Origin of the sequence: Idiomarina sp. UBA3176 (genome assembly GCF_002364295.1) — a bacterium.
Taxonomy (GTDB): Bacteria; Pseudomonadota; Gammaproteobacteria; order Enterobacterales; family Alteromonadaceae; genus Idiomarina; species Idiomarina loihiensis.
Map to the genome: position 1 here is coordinate 1 of NZ_DEXU01000003.1, position 19,359 is coordinate 19,359.

Below are 19,359 nucleotides of genomic sequence, written 5' to 3' on the forward strand. Positions count from 1 at the left end.
ACAACTCGGTTGAAAAACACCGCTCATCCTGACTGTCTTCCGCAGACTTCAATCGGTTGATACCCCATACACCGATAGTAAAAAATAAAATAAGCCCGAAGATCAATACAAGCAAAAGCACTATTTGTCCGGTTGTCATTGTGCCCCCTACTTTGTCTAATGCACAAATCAGTAAGTATAGCGCTCTAAAACTAGCAGAACACCGGTGTTTTTTGCTAAGTTATCGGATAGGTACCGTAATTACCAATGAAGCTACTTGGAAACTAGGTACTGAATATCTCGAATAATTTTTCCCTAGAGTACCTACCAGTATTCACTTCGCGGGAGATGACAAGCCAATTGAGCTATTCATGCGAAAAAATTTTGAGCTCAATATTAGGAGCACATCCCTCTATTTATTATGAATAACGAGTTTACCAGTCTTGCAACTGGGTCAGAACTAATTTATTCAACAACATGAGGCTAGACAGATGCACTGTAAAAAGAAGCTACCGCAGAAGCAAAGTCACAAAGAAACGTCTAGAGAGTACAGCCTCGATCAACTACTAGCCAAAAGTTCTAAGGATGACTTTGTTTTAAGCGATGAAGATAAGTGCTGGCTTAACGGTTCTTTGGTCGAGAGAAAACCAAAAATTAATCAATGAAAAACAAGAGGTTTTAGATCTCAGAAACTATGGCAACTATCGCAACAGCGTTAGCTCCAATCCTATCAATAGCATACTATTTGTTCTGGTATGAGCGTAAATCTGATAACAACCAGAACTGAAGTGAATGACAAAGAAGTCGTCGCTTAGATTGATGGCGTTATTTCGTTTAGCTTTCAAACTCTGTCCCCAACTGCAATAAACCGCCATACTGATTTTGGTCATCTCGGACATACTTTAAATCAGTACAGTTAGTCACATTATGTAAGCCAGGTTAGTGGAAATCAGCAGGCGCGCCGCGAGATATTCTGAAGTTACCACCAGCTTAAGTTGCCGTTCACCAGTTCGTTAAAATTGCATAAAAATTCACATTAGGTACTATTCTTGCCTCTTAAAAATGACCAATTTAGTACATAAAATAGGTGACCATAAACTATTTTGACCGTTGTATTTGGCCTCTATGTACCTAAACTGATTGTTTTTAAGTGTTAGCTAGGATCCACATTTGATAAGGGGTGTAGGTTAATGCAAATTAATATCTAGCAAGACATCCTACCCTTAACTGCCTTGACATGGCAGAGGTCGGTAGTTCGAGTCTACTCGGACGCACCATTCTAAGTGCCCGGTTTACCCCATAGAAAAATACCTTTACTCGGTTAATTGAAGTATCCCTCAAGCTTTATTCATTTACTTTGACTTTAATGGAAACACAACGGTTAAAGCCTTAACGAGGTCTGTCTGTAGGTTTCTTAATTGAAATGAAGCATTGTTCGTATTGAAGTTTACTAGCGCGGTCTTTAAGAAGGTAATGGAAGTCTTTAGGGTAAATTGCCGCCCATCTAAAACGACAGGCGGCAGGCTTAACAGGCTTGCTTAGAAGTGCCAAGCAGCGCCAATAGAGTAGCCATCGAACCAGTCACTATCAAAACCATCAACATAAGTTGCACTTAAGCTGAATTGGTTATTGATGTACCAACGAGCAGACAATTCATATTCTTGCTCAGAGTCTACGAAAACATCGTTATCGACGTGACGTACCAGACCTGAGAACTCAAATGCTGGGTTTAAACGATAAACACCACCAACCTGCACTGCATAACCAGTATCATCGTCGCTGCCTACCTGAGTATCAACATCTGCGTAATAAAGGTTCACATCAGCAAAACCAGTGAATTTTTCGCTGAAGTCGTGTTTGTAACCAACACCAGCAAAGATTTGATCAAAATCCGCATCGCCTTCGCTAAGCTGAGAGTAATCTGCAGTGAAATAAATAGATTCACTCAGCATTACACGACCATCAAGGCCAAAACCATCGACATCATCACCGAAGTCGATAAAACGCGCTTCTACGCGATCAAAGTCAGAACCTTGATCAGCGGCTAAAGTTGCACCACTGAATAACGCGGCGCCGATAAGTGTAGCTAATACTGCTTTTTTCATTCTTTAATACTCCGTTATGTCGTGCGTGTCCCGCACATACTACTTCCAAGCTGCAAGGCAGCACTGCTTCATTCAGCGAAGCAATGTATGTAATAATAACGAAATAAACTTATATTTTTTGTTGTTTTTTAGTTGATTATCATATGATTAACGACAGGTTACTACGACAAAAACTAGAGAAGCATACAGACACAACGCCTGCATGCTTCCGGGCGAAAGCCTACTTAATAACGATAGGATTAATTGGAGAACCCGAGCCTCGCTCCATCTTTAAAGGCGCAGCAGTAAACATAAAGGTATATTGACCGTCTTCACGGCTATCTGCCGCCAAATCGTCCAACCAGTAAAGCTCACTCAATACCACACCTAAGTCCCGAATAAGCGCACCATGTAGCGGGATCACATAATCTTTACCTTCAATCTCTTGCGGTACGAGCTCAACTGCCAGGTTATCAGCCGCAATCACGGGTATCTCCATGTTATCAATCCATTTGATCAGGTCTTTGCTATAACACAGGCCGGGCTCCGTTGTTGCGCTCCACTCAGCATCTGGTTCCTCTTGATAAAAACGTCCAACAGATCCTGTTCTTATTAACAAAATATCGCGTTTTTCAAGGGTTACATCCTGTGCTTCTGCCGTATCTTTCAAGTCTTGTAACGTAATGCATGAGCCCGGTGCCAGCCGTCCTACGTCACCACCTTTCAAATGCCCGACATCCAGTAGTACGCCGCGGCCAACAATACCGTGTTCAGCTAACACACCGACATCAACATGATCATGTCCATGCACTGTGCTATCGGCCGATACCCCGCCGTATACTTTATCGCCATACCAGGCGTGACCTAGTGCATCCATGTGCGTCGTGCCCTGTAAGTACATAAAAACTGCATCGTCTGAGTACTTAACACCACCGGCCAGCTCATCCAGCTTGTTTACACTGTACATACTCTCGTCCTGCGTCATGAAATGCATGGCCGGAACACGCCCCGGGAACACAGGCCCGACGCCATGAGTAATCGGCAGTTGCAGCGTAAAAGTTTCACCTGAACGAACGGCTTTTATACCACGCAAAGCCTGTTTTTCATCAAGATAGTTAAGAGCGCCAAGTTGATCGTCATCGCCCCATTTCCCCCAGTTTTTGGGCATATCTTTTTGAAGGTTTTCAATATCGCTGGTCTGAGCCAACGAAACTCCGGATGCACTCATAAGTGCTGTAGCTAAAGCCATTGATAGTACTGATTTTATTGTTTTCATTGTTCTTCCTTTTTTTGTTGTTCTAACGCTTATATTAATAACTAAGTTTGATGTACTTAGTTTCTAAATATTCTTCAATTCCATGGCGCCCGCCCTCGCGGCCAATTCCCGACGATTTAACACCGCCAAAAGGCACTGCCGCGTCAGATATAACGCCGCTATTAACACCAATCATTCCAACTTCAAGAGCTCTCGAAAGACGTTTTATTTGCCCTAAATTCTGGCTGTAAAAGTAGGCAGCTAATCCGGTTTGTTGCTGTCTGAGTTCTTCTAATAAAGCTGTCTCATTGTCGTATTGAACAATAGGTGCAACGGGCCCGAAGATTTCTTCATTCACACAACGCATAGAGCTATCAGCGTTGAGTAACACGGTCGGGTAATACCAGCGCTCTGAGTTTACCCACCGCTCTCCGCCACAGGCGATTACGGCGCCTTTTTTTACTGCATCTGCGACTATCTGCTCTACTTTTTCGAGTGCATTTTCGTTAATCAATGGACCAATATCGACGGACTCATTTTTGCCGTTACCCAACATGAGTTGATTTACCCGGGCGATAAATTTCGCAGTAAACTCATCGTAAACTTTGGCATGAACGTAAAAGGCATTAGCACATACGCAGGTTTGCCCCGCATTACGAAATTTTGATTGGATAGCTCCTTGCACTGCACGCTCGACATCTGCGGTTTCACAAACAATAAAAGGCGCATTTCCGCCGAGTTCAAGTGAGAGTCGCTTAATCGTTGAAGCTGATGAAGCCATGAGTAAACGCCCGACTCGAGTTGAGCCGGTAAAACTTAACTTTCTGACCACGGCACTTTCACTGAATATTTTGCCAATAGCCTCCCCGTCGCCGGTTACAATGCTTAAAACACCTTCGGGAATCCCCGCCTGTATCGCTAACTCAGCAATTGCAATTGCTGTCAGTGGGGTTTCAAGAGCAGGTTTAACCAACATTGTGCAACCAGCCGCCAGTGCCGGCGCAACTTTTCGCGTGATCATCGCCGCAGGAAAATTCCAGGGAGTTATCGCAGCACAAACACCTACCGGCTCGGTAATAACCATCATCGATTCATCGATTGACGAGTACGGCAGAACGCTCCCCTGGTCTTGCAGGCCTGGCTGCGCATACCATTGAATGTAACTTGCTGCGTAACGTATCTCGCCTCGCGACTCAGATAATGGTTTACCCTGCTCACTGGTCAAAATGCCAGCAAGCTCCTCTTCCTTTTCAAGCATGAGTTGATACCAGCGGAACAGCTTCTCGCATCGCTCTCTGAGAGGAACGTCTCTCCACTTGTAAAAAGCGGTTTCCGCAGACTCTATAGCACGGAAAATTTGCCTCGGTGTTAAATCGGGTACGTGACCTATCACATGTCCAGTTGCAGGATCATCAACAGCTATTGAGCTTTTTGTTGACGTACCAACCCGGCTGTTTTTTATTAACTCCACGTTATCGGGCTGTAAAACTTGTTCATTATTCATCGTTCGGTAAGTCCCTTTTTTGCTCTATGCGCCAGCGTTTTTGTTTTTTAACTAAGGTAGACTGATCAACTCCCAGAGCACTGGCTGCCGCCCGCGTGGTACCGTGTATCAATAACGCCTCTTCAATTACTCTCTTCTCAAGCATCTCTACCTGTTCTTTTAGCGAGCAACCTTCACGCCCTAACGGCCTGTCAGTTGCTATTTCTATAGGTAACTGAGCCGTTGTGATCAGCGACTGTTCAGAAGTCACCATTAATCGTTCTGTCAGGTTAATCAGCTCGCGAATATTGCCCGGCCATTCATATTGTTTAAGACGAGCAATCACATCCGCATGCCAACGACAGTCCAGCTCATAGTTTTCATTGAAATGGTTGAGATAATGTTCAAGCAGTACAGGAATTTCTTCAATCCTTTCTCGCAGGGGAGGCAGTTCAATCGGTACCACACTTAATCGGTATAACAAGTCTTCGCGAAAATGACTTTCGGCAACCAGTTTCTTTAAGTCATGATGTGTTGCAGAAATTAACCGAAAGTTAGTCTGTTTAAACGAAGTAGCACCGACCGGCAAAAACCGTTTTTCATCAATAACTTTAAGTAACTTGGCTTGAAGAGTTAGTGGCAAATCACCAATTTCATCAAGAAACAAAGTGCCATTATTAGCCGCCTCAAGTAACCCTGTCTTGCCTTTCTCCGAGGCTCCGGTGAACGCCCCGGAAGCATAACCAAATAACTCAGACTCAAGCAGAGACTCTGGCATCGCGGCACAATTTAATTCAATAAAAGGCCCGTTAGCGACATTGCTGTAACTATGAATAGTCCGTGCAAGCAGTGTTTTCCCGGTACCTGTTTCTCCCTGTAGCAACACTTTTGCAGAGGAGCTCGCGACTCGTTTTGCGAGATCATAGCAAGCTCTCATTTGCCGACTAATGACAAAAGGCTCTTTATGGCCATCGGTTGAAACAGAAGCCCCATATTGCTCTCGTAAGCTCAGTAACTGTTCCAGTTTTTCCTGCGCTCTTTTAGCTTTTAGCAGCTCAGTGACATCCCGAACCGTGGTAACGATGTACTCAATACGCCCGTCGGAGTCGAACATTGGTGTACCAGAAACTAAAATTTGGTGCTCTTTACTTACGTCCTGCGTCAAAGTGACAGGTCTTCTTTCTTTCAAAACCTCCAATGATACCGAGCGCGAAATATAGCCACGTTTTACAACTTCGGACATATGTAACCCCCGAAGCTTTTCCTTCGGAATACCGGTAATACGCTCATAAGCCGTATTAACCGTTATCGTAATGCCGTTACCATCGGTGATATAAACACCGTCGCTCATCGCATCTAATACACGCTGTAACCTATCGCTACCGAACATCGCTCTGCTCCTTTTTAGGTGCGCGCAAACGCCAGCCATATAGCAAAAAACATAACAGCAGCCCTGCAGCGAAAGCCCAAGTTGCTCCTTTAACTACAAGAATTGCCCCGATAATTCCAGCTATGCCCAAGTCGCGTTCCGTTTTTGCTTCCTGAATGCCAATACGAACGCTGACGTAGCCTTGTATAAGCAAAGTCAGAGCTAAAGCAATTCCCAGAATCGGTTGAACTAAGCTAACCACCGGCAGAAGTAAAAGGCCGGTATTGGTTCCCCAGCGAAAAGAACCCGCGCCTCCAAAAATGGAGTCCATAGCTTTCCGCCCTTTTTTAAAGCGCTCAACAATTACCACATGCATTGCCGCCCATAACGGTCCGCACATCGCAACATCAGGGCCAATAATACTCATACCAAAGTTGCGGGCACCAAAAATGAGATGCGCGCGGTCGGCGTTGTAATCAATTTTTTCGTCCTGACGCATCTCATCTGCTTCCGCCAGAATAGCTTTGCTCTGTAACACATCGCCGAACAGCACAATATAAGCTGCCAGCACCGTTGGCATGGCAGTTAAAAACATACTAAGAGGCGGTAGCCCGACACCAAAAACGGTGTAATGCGCGAATAAGGTTGCGAAGTCAGGTGATGTTATGCCCCATTCGATATCTGGCCATGGAGCTTCTGAAGCCAGTGGTGCAATCACAATAGCCAACGCGATAATGGGAAAAATGCCGAGCTTACCCAGTACACGAAGAACCCAGTGTTTATTCTGAACCGTCGCGAAATGACGTGAAAAAATAAGATAAAAAGCAATGCCAACCGCAATTGAGATAGTAAACGGATAGGATTCGAAACGGCCTCCCTCCTCAAATACTACCGCTACCGCAGCTAATCCGGAGCCCATGATGATCCCAGCTTTTATAGCACTGGGAATAAGCTGTACTACCCGTTTTGCAACACCAGATGCTCCCAGCCCAATAGCAAAAAGTCCCAGCATCATCTGAAACGCTATCAAAGCATGCACTCTCGCTTCCCCCTCCGGAAAGGTCGATACGTACATCATCAATAAAGGAATAGCGGGCGTTATCCATCCTGGAACAACAGGGTCGCCCAATAAATGGTGCAGCAGATAAAACGCGCCGTTAATCAGAACAACCGCTAATGCCGCTTCAAATGGCATTCCCAGTAATTCGGTCATTAATGATATTGCCGCCAAATCGACGGCGCACATTAATAATCCCTGCAGATAGTCTGGCCACTCAAAGCGATAGTGCAGAAATGGCAATCTGACCTTGAATGGTCCCATAGGCCAGAAAGGTGCTTCAGCCCCGTCTTTTCGTTGTTTCCATAACGACATAATGAGTCCTTTTAGTAAGCGGCCTGATAAATTGCTTCGATATCATCGACGCTAAGTTCACGAGGATTATTTCTCAATAAACGAGTCACACCACTCGCCGCTTCGGCCAGCGAACGCAGATCACTGCGTTCAATACCAAACTCTCTTAATCCGCCGGGAATTTCGACAGCCCGGCAGAGGGATTCAAGTTTCTCAATAACGAAGTCTCCTGCGTCGGCTTCGCTAATCGTTGCCTCGGCCCCCATCGCCAGCGCGATATTGAGAAAATCATTTGGGCAGGATGATAGATTCCAGCGCATGACGTGAGTGAACATCAGTGCATTACTAACCCCATGCGACAAGTGATAACGCCCGCCCAGGGGATAAGCCAAGGCATGTACTGCACCAACTCCTGCATTTCCGAATGCCAACCCAGCCATTAAGCTACCGGTAGCCATACGCTCTCTTGCGTCGAGATCATCAGGACGTCGATAAGCATCGGGCAAGGCGTTGACAATCATTTTTATGGCGCCTACTGATAACGCCCGGGTGATATCTGAAGCAAAATTAGAAATATAACTTTCTACGGCGTGCACCAATGCATCAATGCCACTTGCTGCCGTTACAGATGGCGGGCAACTCTGCGTCAATTCCGGTGCAACAATCGCCACATCCGGCAGCAGTTCATCGCTGACAATCCCCTTTTTCAGTTGTGCCTCTACGTCTGACAGGATGGATATATTAGTGACTTCGGAGCCTGTTCCTGCGGTGGTCGGTAAACAAATTAAAGGTACGGTTCGCCGCGCACAATTGTTCTCGCCAAACAGTTCGTTCAAAGCTCTCTTCTCACTTTGATATACCGCAACGGCTTTTGCGGTATCCATTGCACTGCCGCCACCAATTCCAATAATCCCATCACAGCTTTCATTAATGAAAACGTCACGGCACGACTCAACGACATGGGTTTCTGGCTCCGCTGATATCTCAGAGTAAATAACAATACCCGTAATGCCCTGACTTTTAAGTTCAGCAACAATAGGTTGAATTAGCCCGGCATCAAGTACGCCTTTATCCGTTACAATTAAGGGATGCCTCAAGTTAAGCCTGCACATCTCGGAAAATAGCTGGTTACTTGCTCCTTCGCCGGTAAGCAATCGTCCCGCCGTTTTAAAAACCTGTACGCTATTGGCTGTCATAGATTTCCTTCATCCATACCTTCAAGTTATGTCAATAAACTGTAGCAAAACCCGTACCACTCACAACAAAATTATATAACCCTTTGTTTTTAAATTACTTTACGTAACTTCACCTGCTGAAATTAAAATATATTGATGAATTAAATCATCAATATAGCCAGACTTGATGAGCTATTTCATCAAATAGTTAAATATAAATACATTAAAAATCATAAAAAACATAGAGTTACTCAAAGCCCACCGTTTGGCACAAGCATTGCTACTCAAACCGCTGACATTAGTCACATAATAAAAAACCAGGGATTATAAAAATGAATAACAAATACACTATTTACCGGTCGCTAGGTATTGCAGGAATGTTAATCAGTGGAAGCTCAGCAGCGCAGACAACTCCGGACTGGGATTTCAATTTTAACGGCTACATCAATGCACACGCGGTATACGCAAGCTGTGACGACTCTAATAACACCGTCGCAGGAAACGCGCTGCTCTGTATTGGTGAAGATGCTACGTCAGTATCAAATGGATACAGCCCCTCCAGCTTTCAATTCTCAGCAACAACTCAGACACATGATTTCGATATAAAAGCATTTTTAGCAATTGAGCCAGGATCTACCGATAACAGTGCCTTTAACGGCAACGGAGACAATCGGGCTTACCGAGCGTATTTTACAGTAGGAAATGACGATGTCGGAACGTTAAAAGTCGGACGCGGCTATGGAGTATTTGGCATTGATGTCGTTTTAGAGGATATGGCATTGAGCGGTGTCGGTGCGCCGGCCTCAATTCGCAGTCCATTGAATACCTCGCTGGGTGCGGCAGGTTATGGTTATATTTTTGCCGACCGACTTTCTCAAATTACATACAGCCGTGAACTAGGAGAAAACTTCCACGCTGATATCGGTATTTTTCAACCATTAGATTCAGTCAGTTTTGGTGGCAATGGTTATGTTGGCGATTCAGGTTCTGAGCGCCCGGGACTTCATGGACGGCTTCGCTATAACTACGATTACGGGTTTGTTTCAACAACCTTCTATAATCAAAAGGTCAGTACCTCACTTGATGATTACAATGCAAAAGGAATCGATATCACTGCCGCCATTCAGCTTGATGACACTCGGTTATCACTCTCAGCTTTTGATGCGTCAGGCCTGGGCTATTATGGCTTATTAATTGATGCTGCTGACATCAACGGCAGTCCACGCGACAGCTCAGGCTGGTTTACACAGCTAACCCATCAATTTGGTGCAACCAAAGTTGGCCTGAATTATGGCACGTCAAAAGTGGACTTAGCTGGCGTAGACAGCTTAGAGCAAGTCAAACAACAAACAAAAGTCAGCGCTGCCGTTTATCACACCTTATGGGAAATTTTTACGGTTTCGGCTGAAGTGTCGGCGCTAGAAGCAGAAAACCACATGAACCAAAGCATTAAAAACGAAGCTTTCAGTATCGGTTTTGCACTGTCATTTTAATCATTAGCATTATTCTTCAATAGACAGTCACTGCTCGCGCTTTCAGAGCAATGACTGTCAAAGTGGCAGTTTAGTAGCTAAGCACCATTTGAAAATCTCCTTCCTGTCTTCTAAATTCAATACTTTAGTTCATTCAGCATTCCAACAGAAGTTGACCGAAGCAATGGCGAATTCAGGCATCATACTGGTGGCGTCAGCGGCGCTGTTCTGGGGACTGTCCGGCGGAATAGCCGGCATTCTAATCAACGACGATTGGAATGCCGTTTTAGTATCTTTTTGCCGGGGTGCTGTCGGGCTTATATTTGTGCTGATGTGGTTGGTTTTAAGACCACGTAATAATGGGCTCACTAACAGTAAGTTATGGTTATGGTCTATCATCGCCGGGTTTGGGGTCTCCGGAAATTTCGCTTTTTATTTCTTCAGTATTTCTGAGAGCAGCGTTGCCGTTGCAGCGACACTCATGTATTGCGCCCCCATATTTGTTTACCTAATTTCTTTCGCCATTAAAATTGAACGCCCCACGTTAAGCAAATGTGCCGCAATACTGTTAGTCATGGCTGGTGTCGTATTACTCACCCGTGTGTATCAAGTCGACAGCGGTGGTATTACTTCTATAGGCGTCATAGCCGGACTTCTTTCAGGTATGTCACTGGCGCTTTTTATTTTTGGTTTTAAATACGCAGCCAGGCAAGGCAGTCCTCAGGCCGTTCTTGCAATCGCGTTTTCTACCCTGACATTGGTCCTGGGCACATTAATCGATATAGAGGAAGCAGGAAGAGTCGTCAACTCCGTGGACTGGCCGCTCTTTGCTATTCTCGGAGTACTGGGTGGCGGCGCATCCTTTATTCTTTATATTATTGGCCTGAGAAAAACGTTGCCAGCGCTGGCGTCCATAGTGGCGACAATAGAACCCGTTACGGCCGCGCTATTCGGCGTGATTATTCTAGGTGAGGTGCTGGCTTACACGCAGGTACTAGGAATGCTGATAATACTGGCTACGGTCACTGCCCTGGGCGTTTATTCCAGCAAACAGTGAGCTTTTACTCAGATTATCTCAGTATATTTGTCCAGAACCCTGTTACAATAACCACAGAAACCTGACACAGAAAGTGGCCCCTTTAATGCCTATAAATACGCCTGAAAATATCTCAGATAACACTTCTGAGACTTCACCTGAACTCCTTCACTTTAATCAACTTAACCTGCCGCCAGCTTTACTGACACGGCTTGATGAAATTGGTTACCAACAAATGACACCGGTGCAGTCCTTAAGCTTGCCCGTTATTTTAAATAGCACCGACGCCGTTGTTCGCGCTGATACTGGTTCAGGAAAAACCACCGCTTTTGCGCTGACTTTGCTGGCAAAGCTGGAGGCAAAAAGCTTTTCGCCACAGGCGTTGGTATTGTGCCCTACTCGTGAACTCGCCCATCAGGTTGCTGACGAGGTTCGTAAGCTGGCTAAATCAATGCTTAATATAAAAATACTGACCCTGTGCGGTGGCGAGCCATCACGTATTCAGACCAACTCGCTTGAGCATGGCGCTCATGTTTTAGTTGGCACACCCGGTCGGGTACTTGATCATCTTGAGCAGCGCAATGTTGATTTGTCCATGTTGACGACTCTGGTTCTTGATGAAGCCGACCGAATGTTAGAAATGGGATTTCAGGACAGCCTGAACGCCATCGTTAAACACATTCCAAAAACACGACAGACACTATTATTCAGTGCCACCTACCCTAAAAATATCGCTGCCTTAGCAGAACAGGTGACAACTAAGGCTAGAAATATTGAGGCCATTCAAGAGCAGGCAAAGCCGCAAATTGAGCAGCTCTTTTATGCCATGAATAATGAAGACAGCGCACAGCTGGTAATGAATTTACTGGGCAATCATCAACCCGAAAACTGTCTGGTTTTCTGCAACACCAAGAACGAAGTAAAAGACATTTTTAACACACTTCGGGCCAATAAATTCAGCGTATTGGCTCTGCATGGTGAGCTTGAGCAAAAAGATCGCGATCAGGCGATTATACAATTTAGTAATGGCAGTGCTCGCGTACTCATTGCAACCGATGTCGCTTCCCGTGGGCTGGATATCGCCGAACTTGATTTAGTGATTAGCGTTAATATGGCTCATGATTTAGACACTCATACCCACCGCATAGGTCGTACTGGACGCGCGGGCAAAGAAGGCGTCGCAATAACCTTAATTGCGGAAAAAGATGATTATAAAATGCGTTTGCTTGAGGATACTTTTGCCGAACCCATTCAGGTAAAGCCTGCGCCAGCGCTGTCTAACAATAGACCGTTGAAAGCCAATATGTCGACCATACAAGTCAGTGGCGGGAAAAAGGACAAGTTGAGACCGGGTGACATTGTTGGCGCCCTAACGAAGGATAACGTTTTAAGTGCTGACGACATTGGAAAAATAAAGCTGGAAAGTACCTTTGGTTTTGTTGCGGTAAACTCCCGTTTGGCTAAGCACGCTTTAGGGCTTATCAATAATAATAAAATAAAAGGTAAGAAGTTTCGGGCGAAAGTACTTTAATTCGCGGTGCCTCAGCCTGCTCTCTTAAATGACAATGTAAAAAGCGGTGATACTCTCTTCGTTCTGAAGAGAATACCACCGCTCACACGCTTAACTATTATTTCAGATCAAAGCGGTCTAACTGCATGACTTTCGTCCATGCCTGAACAAAGTCGTTAACAAACTTCTCGTCTGCATCACTCATTGCATACACTTCTGCAACAGCACGCAATTCAGAGTTTGAACCGAAAATCAGATCAACCGTCGTAGCAGTATATTTCTGTTCTCCAGTTTTACGATCAAAGCCTTCGTATATCGCTTCGTTGTCCGATGACTTTTTCCATTCGTTATCCATGCTTAGCAGGTTAACGAAAAAGTCATTATTCAACGTGCCCGGCTGGTCTGTAAAAACACCATGGTCACTATCGTTATAATTAGCGTCCAGCGAACGTAAGCCACCCACTAATACCGTCATTTCCGGTACCGTTAAAGTTAGCTGGTCAGCTTTATCGACCATATGCTGAGCTGGTGACACACGGTTGCCTTCAGCATAGTAGTTGCGGAATGCGTCAGCTTTAGGCTCAAGGAACGAGAACGAGTTAACGTCCGTCATTTCCTGAGAGGCATCAGTACGACCCGGCTCAAAAGGTACCGTCACATCGTAACCGGCATCTTTTGCTGCTTTCTCGACAGCGGCAGCCCCGCCTAAAACGATAACATCAGCTAAAGACACGTACTTGTCGCCGGACAGCTCATCATTAAAGTCTTCCTGAACGCCTTTCAGCGTATCCAGCACTTTCTTAAGCTCAGCCGGGTTGTTCGCTTCCCAATTCATCTGAGGCTCTAATGCAATACGAGCGCCGTTAGCACCGCCACGCATGTCAGTACCGCGGAAGCTCGATGCCGAAGCCCAGGCCGTACGAACTAACTGAGGCACGCTAAGGCCTGAGTCCAGAATAGCAACCTTGAGCTGTTCAACATCATTGCCGTTAATCAATTCAAAATCGACTTCAGGAATTGGATCCTGCCACAGAAGATCTTCCTGCGGAGCCATATCACCAAGATAACGCTGTTTAGGGCCCATATCGCGGTGAGTCAATTTGAACCAGGCTTTTGCAAATGCCAGTTCAAACTCTTTAGGGTCTTCATGGAAGCGTTTAGCAATTTTGCGATACTCAGGGTCTTCTTTCAGCGAAAGATCCGTCGTAAACATAATAGGAGCATGGCGCTTTCCTTCAACGTGAGCATCAGGAACTAAATTAGACGCCTGACCGTCAACAGGGATCCACTGAATAGCACCGGCTGGACTCTTAGTCTGTTCCCATTCAAAACCAAACAGGTTATCCAGATACTGAGTTGTCCAGGCTGTCGGGTTCACTGACCACGCCCCCTCTAAACCACTGGTAATGGTATCTTCGGCGTTACCTTTACCACATTTATTTTTCCAGCCCAGACCTTGCTCTTCAACACCTGCAGCAGCCGGTTCAGCGCCTAAACATTCTTCTGGCTTGTGCGCACCATGTGCCTTACCAAAGGTATGTCCACCGGCAATCAGAGCAACGGTTTCTTCGTCGTTCATTGCCATGCGGCCAAAGGTGTCACGAATGTCTTTCGCGGCCAATAAAGGATCCGGCTTGCCGTTAGGTCCCTCAGGGTTAACGTAAATCAGACCCATCTGAACAGCGGCCAGAGGGTTTTCAAGTTCACGATCACCAGAGTAGCGCTCGTCACCCTTTAACCATTCTTTTTCGGGACCCCAATAAACAATATCAGGTTCCCAGGCATCTTCACGTCCGCCGGCAAAACCAAAAGTTTCGAACCCCATAGACTCAAGCGCAACGTTACCGGTTAGCACCATCAAGTCAGCCCATGAGATATCTCTGCCGTACTTTTGCTTGACCGGCCACAACAATCGACGCGCTTTATCCAGACTGACGTTATCCGGCCAGCTATTTAGTGGCTCAAAACGTTGTTGAGCGCCAGCAGCACCGCCGCGGCCATCCTGAACCCGGTAGGTTCCGGCACCGTGCCAGGCCATACGAATAAAGAATGGACCATAATGACCGTAGTCGGCTGGCCACCAGTCCTGATCCGAGGTCATCAGCTCTTCAATGTCTTTTTTAACCTGCTCAAGGTCAAGCTGACTGAAGGCTTCAGCATAATCAAAATCGTCGCCGTAGGGGTCTGATTCAGGACTATGCTGACGCAATGGCTCTAAATTGAGCTTATTTGGCCACCAGAAATCGTTCGACTTAGGCTCTGGAGAATTCACCTCATAAGATGAGTGTTCCTGAGCACTTGCAACACCAGTTCCGGCTGAAAACGATATCGCAATCGCTACAGCAGAAAGTAAAGGTACTGTTTTCTTAAACATGATTAATTACCCTTTTCGTTAGACACAATAAGTGCGTCAGTAATATAAAACAAACGCAGTGTTTTAGGGGGCTCAGATAGGCTCGAAAAATAGATTGCCATAATCGGATTGTCTGTCTTGACCCAAAAATTTGAGTCATAAATATGTTAAGAATGTTTAAAAATTGAGGTAAAAATAACGATCTGGGTATATACCTACAACTAAGTTAATTGTTAAAACAGTGTAGGTTTTATTATGAATAAACACAGAAAAAGCTACTTATCACTCTGTACTCTTGCCGCTTTAAGTTCATTTACTCTCCCCCTTCAGGCACTTGCCATGCAGCAAGATCGCAGTGAAGATGATGAAGAGGCAATGGAAAAAATTACTGTGGTAGGCAGTAATATTCGGGGGGCGCAGGCTGCCGGACGACTCCCGGTGACTATCCTCGATTCAGATGACATCATTAATACAGGCGCTGTTACTGGAGATGAACTGCTTCGCTCTATTCCTCAAGTGGGCGATATCAGTTTTAACAACGAGCGATCTATTGGTGGTGTTAATGATGCACGTGGCGATGTCGCTTCCATTAACTTGCGAGGCATAGGCACAGGTAATACCTTAACTCTGCTGAACGGTCGTCGTCTGGTTTTGCACCCGGGAACCCAGACCGAGAACTTTGTTCCTGTTACCACGGTAAACTCGAACACCCTTCCGGTAACCGGTTTAAGACGACTTGAAGTACTTCGTGATGGTGCCTCAGCACTTTATGGAACCGATGCCGTAGCTGGTGTCGTTAACTATGTTCTGAAAAAAGAAGTCACTCAAACTCAGTTAAACCTGAGCGCCGGCAACGCTGAAGGAACTTCAATGCAACAGTACCTTGCCAGCGGTTCAACCGGCGTATTTTTTAACGACAATAAAAGCCATTTAAGTCTGTCTTTCGCTTATTACACCCGTGATGAAATCGGCGCCAATGAGCGCTCATATTCAGCCAGCGAAGACCGTCGTTTTAACGACAGAATACCAGAGGCTTTTGTTGGTGATACCCAATTAGACAACCGTTCGTTATCCAGTCCCTGGGCAATATACGATGGCGAAAATATTGGCCGTTTCCATATTCGCCCGGAATCTATGGGTGATTGCTTTCAGACTTTGTCTGATGGAGTCTGTGCTGCCGAAGGTTCCATTCCCAGAGATATGCGTTACGACTCAGCTCAGGATCAGAGCATGACCTCGGCAATAGACCGGGTAAACCTATTTGCTTATTACACACATTCTCTTGCGCCTAACTTAGAGCTTTTTGGCGAGGCCTTATACTACGAGGCGCTATCTAAGCGTCGCCGCGAGCAAAATGCCAACCTTACTGCGCAGCGCTTCACCATTAGCGAAAATGCAGCTTACAACCCATTTGGCGAAACTGTAACGCTGCGCAACATACGGCCAATGGATGTCGGCCCAAGAAGAATAGAAGTTGAAGACTCCAGTTACCGTCTACTGGGAGGCATAAAAGGTTATTCAAAACAGTGGGAATGGGAATCCGCCCTACTCTATTCCAGAGCTGACACGCTGGATACAGGCTATAACCGCATCCGCGTAAGTGCGCTGCAACAGGCGATTAACTCAACCAATATTGAAGAAGCTTATAACCCATTTATTGGCGGTAATCCGGAGAACGTAAATAACGGAACATCCGTTTATAACTCAGCCGCTGTTATAGCCGGACTGACTGAAGACATAACCCGGGATAGCACTAGTGAGCTGGCGCAATGGGATTTCAAACTATCCAACCCGGCATTGGCAAACTGGTACGCAGGCGACATTGGTATTGCCGCGGGGGTCGAGTATCGTTACGAAGCCTACGCCGATGACCGACATTATTTGCTAGATGGCTCTACCCCTTTCTACGATCAAGTCACTGGCGAACTGATGACCAACTCCGATGTTCTGGGAAGCAGCTTTACACCTGACTCAGAAGGCAGTCGCAATGTTTTTTCCGCTTATACTGAGCTCCTGGTACCGCTGCACCAAACCATTGATATGCAACTGGCGCTTCGTTACGAAAGATTCAGTGACGTCGGCAGCGTAACCAAGCCTAAAGTCGCCCTGAGCTGGTTACCGGTTGACTGGCTGCAATTAAGAGCATCGTACTCCGGCGGTTTCCGCGCACCTAACTTACCTCAGGTGGTTGAGGAAAGTGTTTCCCGAACCAATTCCAGAACCGATCCTGTTATTGATGATCGTTACAGCATAACCGAGATTAGAGGCGGCAATAGCAAACTCACACCAGAAGACGACGAAATTTATAACGTAGGTTTTGCCATTACCCCTTTTGAAAACTTTCTTATTACTGTTGACCGCTGGACAATTGAGCAGGAAAACGTAGTCGGAATTTTAAACAGCCAAACCCACTTACTTTATGATTCACTGCTACGCTCACAAGGCAGCTCAAATCCTGCCGTTATACGTAACGATGCTCTGGAGGTTGTTTACGTAAATAATCAATACGACAACCTTGAAGTTCGTGAAATTTCCGGTACCGATATCAGTATTAATTATGAAGTTAACAGTGAAGCCTTTGGTTTATTCAACTTTTCGATCAACGCAGCTCACTTGCGTAAATTTATGCAAACCCCGGACCCTATAAGTGCCATTGTTCTGGAAGCTCAGGAAAATGGTAACCCCGCTGTCCCTATTGACATTCCGGTGGTTGGCGCAGGTGATTTACGGCAAATGGACGGGAACCCTAAATGGCGTTCGTTTGCTCGTCTAGACTGGGATCTCGGGAACTGGGGCGCTGGTATACGAGTCAACTATGTTGATGACTTTTACGAAACTAGCGTAACAACGTCTGATGGAGACATGATGCCAATTGATAGCTGGATCACAACCGATATCTATCTCGACTACTACTTTAGTCAGGAGTCACTCGACGGCTTAAGTCTGCGAATAGGTGCCCGCAATCTGGCTGATAAAAAACCGCCCATTGCAGATGAAAGCTTCGGTTACTTTTCCGATGTTCACTCAAACCGTGGACGTTATACATACGCCACTTTGTCGTGGGCATTTTAGGAGTATAAATGCTCACACTAGCTAATGTTGCGTTATTAAGCCAGTTAGCACTTCAGCAGCCTGAAGAGACGGATAAAAAACCGAAGGACTGCTCTTTTGAGCAGATCGAGTTCACTATCAATTTTGCTGTGGGACGCCTGAACCATTGTGAGAAAACAGGTGATAATCAATACAGGCTTTTTCTGGAGCCTGAACGAGAGAAAATTAACCCAAGTCCCTGGTATGCTTTTGCGGTAAAAAATAAAGCTGAAACAAGCCAAACAATCGATATTACTTTGGTCGCCAGTGAAGGGGTTTCGCGATATAAACCCAAACGCAGCGAAGGCGATGATATTTGGCACGCAATTCCATTTTCTGAAGGCGACGGCACGCTTCAGTTTGAATTAACCCTTTCAGGCCAAACCAAAGAGTATATTGCCGGACAGGAGATTATTGACAACGTTCATTACATTGAGTGGCTCAGTAGTCTTATTAAAGAGCCGCAACAGACCGAAGTTATTTCTCTCGGAGTCTCCAGTGAAGGACGTAACCTGGCGGCTCTGGAGCATAGAGTTGAGTCCAGCGATAAATGGATAATTTTAATTGGCCGTCAACACCCTCCCGAAGTTACCGGCGCGTTAGCACTACTACATTTTGGTGAGTTGCTGTTTAGCGACGAGCCTTACGTCGTTAAATTTCGACAAAAGTACAACATTCTATTGGTGCCCAATATGAATCCAGATGGGGTCTACCATGGGAACTGGCGCTTAACCGCGGCAGGCATCGATATGAACAGAGACTGGAAAAATCTGACCCTACCGGAAACTCAGGCCATGGCTAATTATCTTAAAAAGCTGGTTAAAGACGGCGGGGAAATTGAATTTGCAATTGACTTCCATTCTACCCGAAAAAATGTCTTTTACACCATGCCTAAAGACTACGAACCCCTCAGCGGCGTGCCTTTGAGAAACCCTCAAAGAGTCTACAACTGGATTGAGGAAATTGAAGAACTTGTCGGTTCAGTAGAACTTGATTATCAGCCTGGAGCTCATCCTGAAAGTGGTGTTTTTAAGCAGTTCATCGCTGATGAATTTGCCGCGCACGCCGTGACCTATGAAGTAAGTGACAACGAAGAACGCAATAACATTAAAAAAGTTGCGGAAGCCGCCCTCATCTCTTTAATTAACCGCTTAGATTAAAGGTTTCGTAAAGGGCATTGCTGACTGCCACGGGTGTAGCTA

The 19,359-nt window shown here is 45.7% G+C and carries 12 protein-coding genes; 5 read left to right on the forward strand and 7 right to left on the reverse strand.

Annotation, left to right across the window (positions count from 1 at the left end):
• Window positions 1-1,517 precede the first annotated feature (1,517 nt).
• From B2U97_RS00960 to B2U97_RS00985, 6 genes are all read right to left on the reverse strand, one after another.
• On the reverse strand, window positions 1,518-2,084 hold the full coding sequence (locus B2U97_RS00960) for a porin (protein ID WP_286823419.1): 567 nt from the start codon (window positions 2,082-2,084) through the stop codon (window positions 1,518-1,520).
• Between the two features lie 220 nt (window positions 2,085-2,304).
• Window positions 2,305-3,339: a cyclase family protein gene (locus tag B2U97_RS00965; protein WP_286830144.1), complete on the reverse strand. Its 1,035-nt coding sequence runs from the start codon at window positions 3,337-3,339 to the stop codon at window positions 2,305-2,307.
• Window positions 3,340-3,373: 34 nt separating this feature from the next.
• Entirely contained in the window at window positions 3,374-4,822 is a 1,449-nt protein-coding gene (locus tag B2U97_RS00970; RefSeq protein ID WP_286823421.1) for an NAD-dependent succinate-semialdehyde dehydrogenase, read from the reverse strand.
• A complete protein-coding gene (locus tag B2U97_RS00975) occupies window positions 4,815-6,191 on the reverse strand; it encodes a sigma-54 interaction domain-containing protein (RefSeq protein ID WP_034821118.1) in 1,377 nt (458 codons plus the stop codon). The genes B2U97_RS00970 and B2U97_RS00975 overlap by 8 nt, the downstream gene beginning before the upstream one ends.
• Window positions 6,181-7,542 (reverse strand): hypothetical protein, encoded by a 1,362-nt coding sequence (locus tag B2U97_RS00980; protein ID WP_272990106.1) that lies wholly within the window; start codon window positions 7,540-7,542, stop codon window positions 6,181-6,183. Before B2U97_RS00980 ends, B2U97_RS00975 begins: the two co-directional genes overlap by 11 nt.
• A gap of 11 nt (window positions 7,543-7,553) precedes the next feature.
• Window positions 7,554-8,717 carry an iron-containing alcohol dehydrogenase gene (locus B2U97_RS00985; RefSeq protein ID WP_272990109.1) on the reverse strand — a complete coding sequence of 388 codons (1,164 nt, stop codon included), beginning with the start codon at window positions 8,715-8,717 and terminating at the stop codon, window positions 7,554-7,556.
• Window positions 8,718-9,028: 311 nt separating this feature from the next.
• Here B2U97_RS00985 and B2U97_RS00990 point away from each other — a divergent pair, with 311 nt between their 5' ends.
• From B2U97_RS00990 to dbpA, 3 genes are all read left to right on the forward strand, one after another.
• Window positions 9,029-10,189: a porin gene (locus B2U97_RS00990; RefSeq protein ID WP_286823422.1), complete on the forward strand. Its 1,161-nt coding sequence runs from the start codon at window positions 9,029-9,031 to the stop codon at window positions 10,187-10,189.
• A gap of 88 nt (window positions 10,190-10,277) precedes the next feature.
• Window positions 10,278-11,225 carry a DMT family transporter gene (locus B2U97_RS00995; protein ID WP_286830146.1) on the forward strand — a complete coding sequence of 316 codons (948 nt, stop codon included), beginning with the start codon at window positions 10,278-10,280 and terminating at the stop codon, window positions 11,223-11,225.
• Between the two features lie 85 nt (window positions 11,226-11,310).
• Window positions 11,311-12,735, forward strand: a complete 1,425-nt coding sequence (dbpA, locus tag B2U97_RS01000) for an ATP-dependent RNA helicase DbpA (protein ID WP_286830148.1) — start codon at window positions 11,311-11,313, stop codon at window positions 12,733-12,735.
• 97 nt (window positions 12,736-12,832) lie between these two features.
• On the opposite strand, the gene katG is transcribed toward dbpA, so the two are convergent.
• Window positions 12,833-15,088 carry a catalase/peroxidase HPI gene (gene katG, locus B2U97_RS01005; protein ID WP_110013216.1) on the reverse strand — a complete coding sequence of 752 codons (2,256 nt, stop codon included), beginning with the start codon at window positions 15,086-15,088 and terminating at the stop codon, window positions 12,833-12,835.
• Between the two features lie 234 nt (window positions 15,089-15,322).
• On the opposite strand from katG, the gene B2U97_RS01010 reads away from it, so the two are divergent.
• Both B2U97_RS01010 and B2U97_RS01015 read left to right on the forward strand, forming a co-directional pair.
• Complete coding sequence (locus B2U97_RS01010) at window positions 15,323-18,139, forward strand: TonB-dependent receptor domain-containing protein (RefSeq protein ID WP_286823426.1); 2,817 nt, start codon at window positions 15,323-15,325, stop codon at window positions 18,137-18,139.
• Between the two features lie 8 nt (window positions 18,140-18,147).
• Window positions 18,148-19,317 carry a M14 family metallopeptidase gene (locus B2U97_RS01015; RefSeq protein ID WP_110013218.1) on the forward strand — a complete coding sequence of 390 codons (1,170 nt, stop codon included), beginning with the start codon at window positions 18,148-18,150 and terminating at the stop codon, window positions 19,315-19,317.
• Window positions 19,318-19,359: the final 42 nt, after the last annotated feature.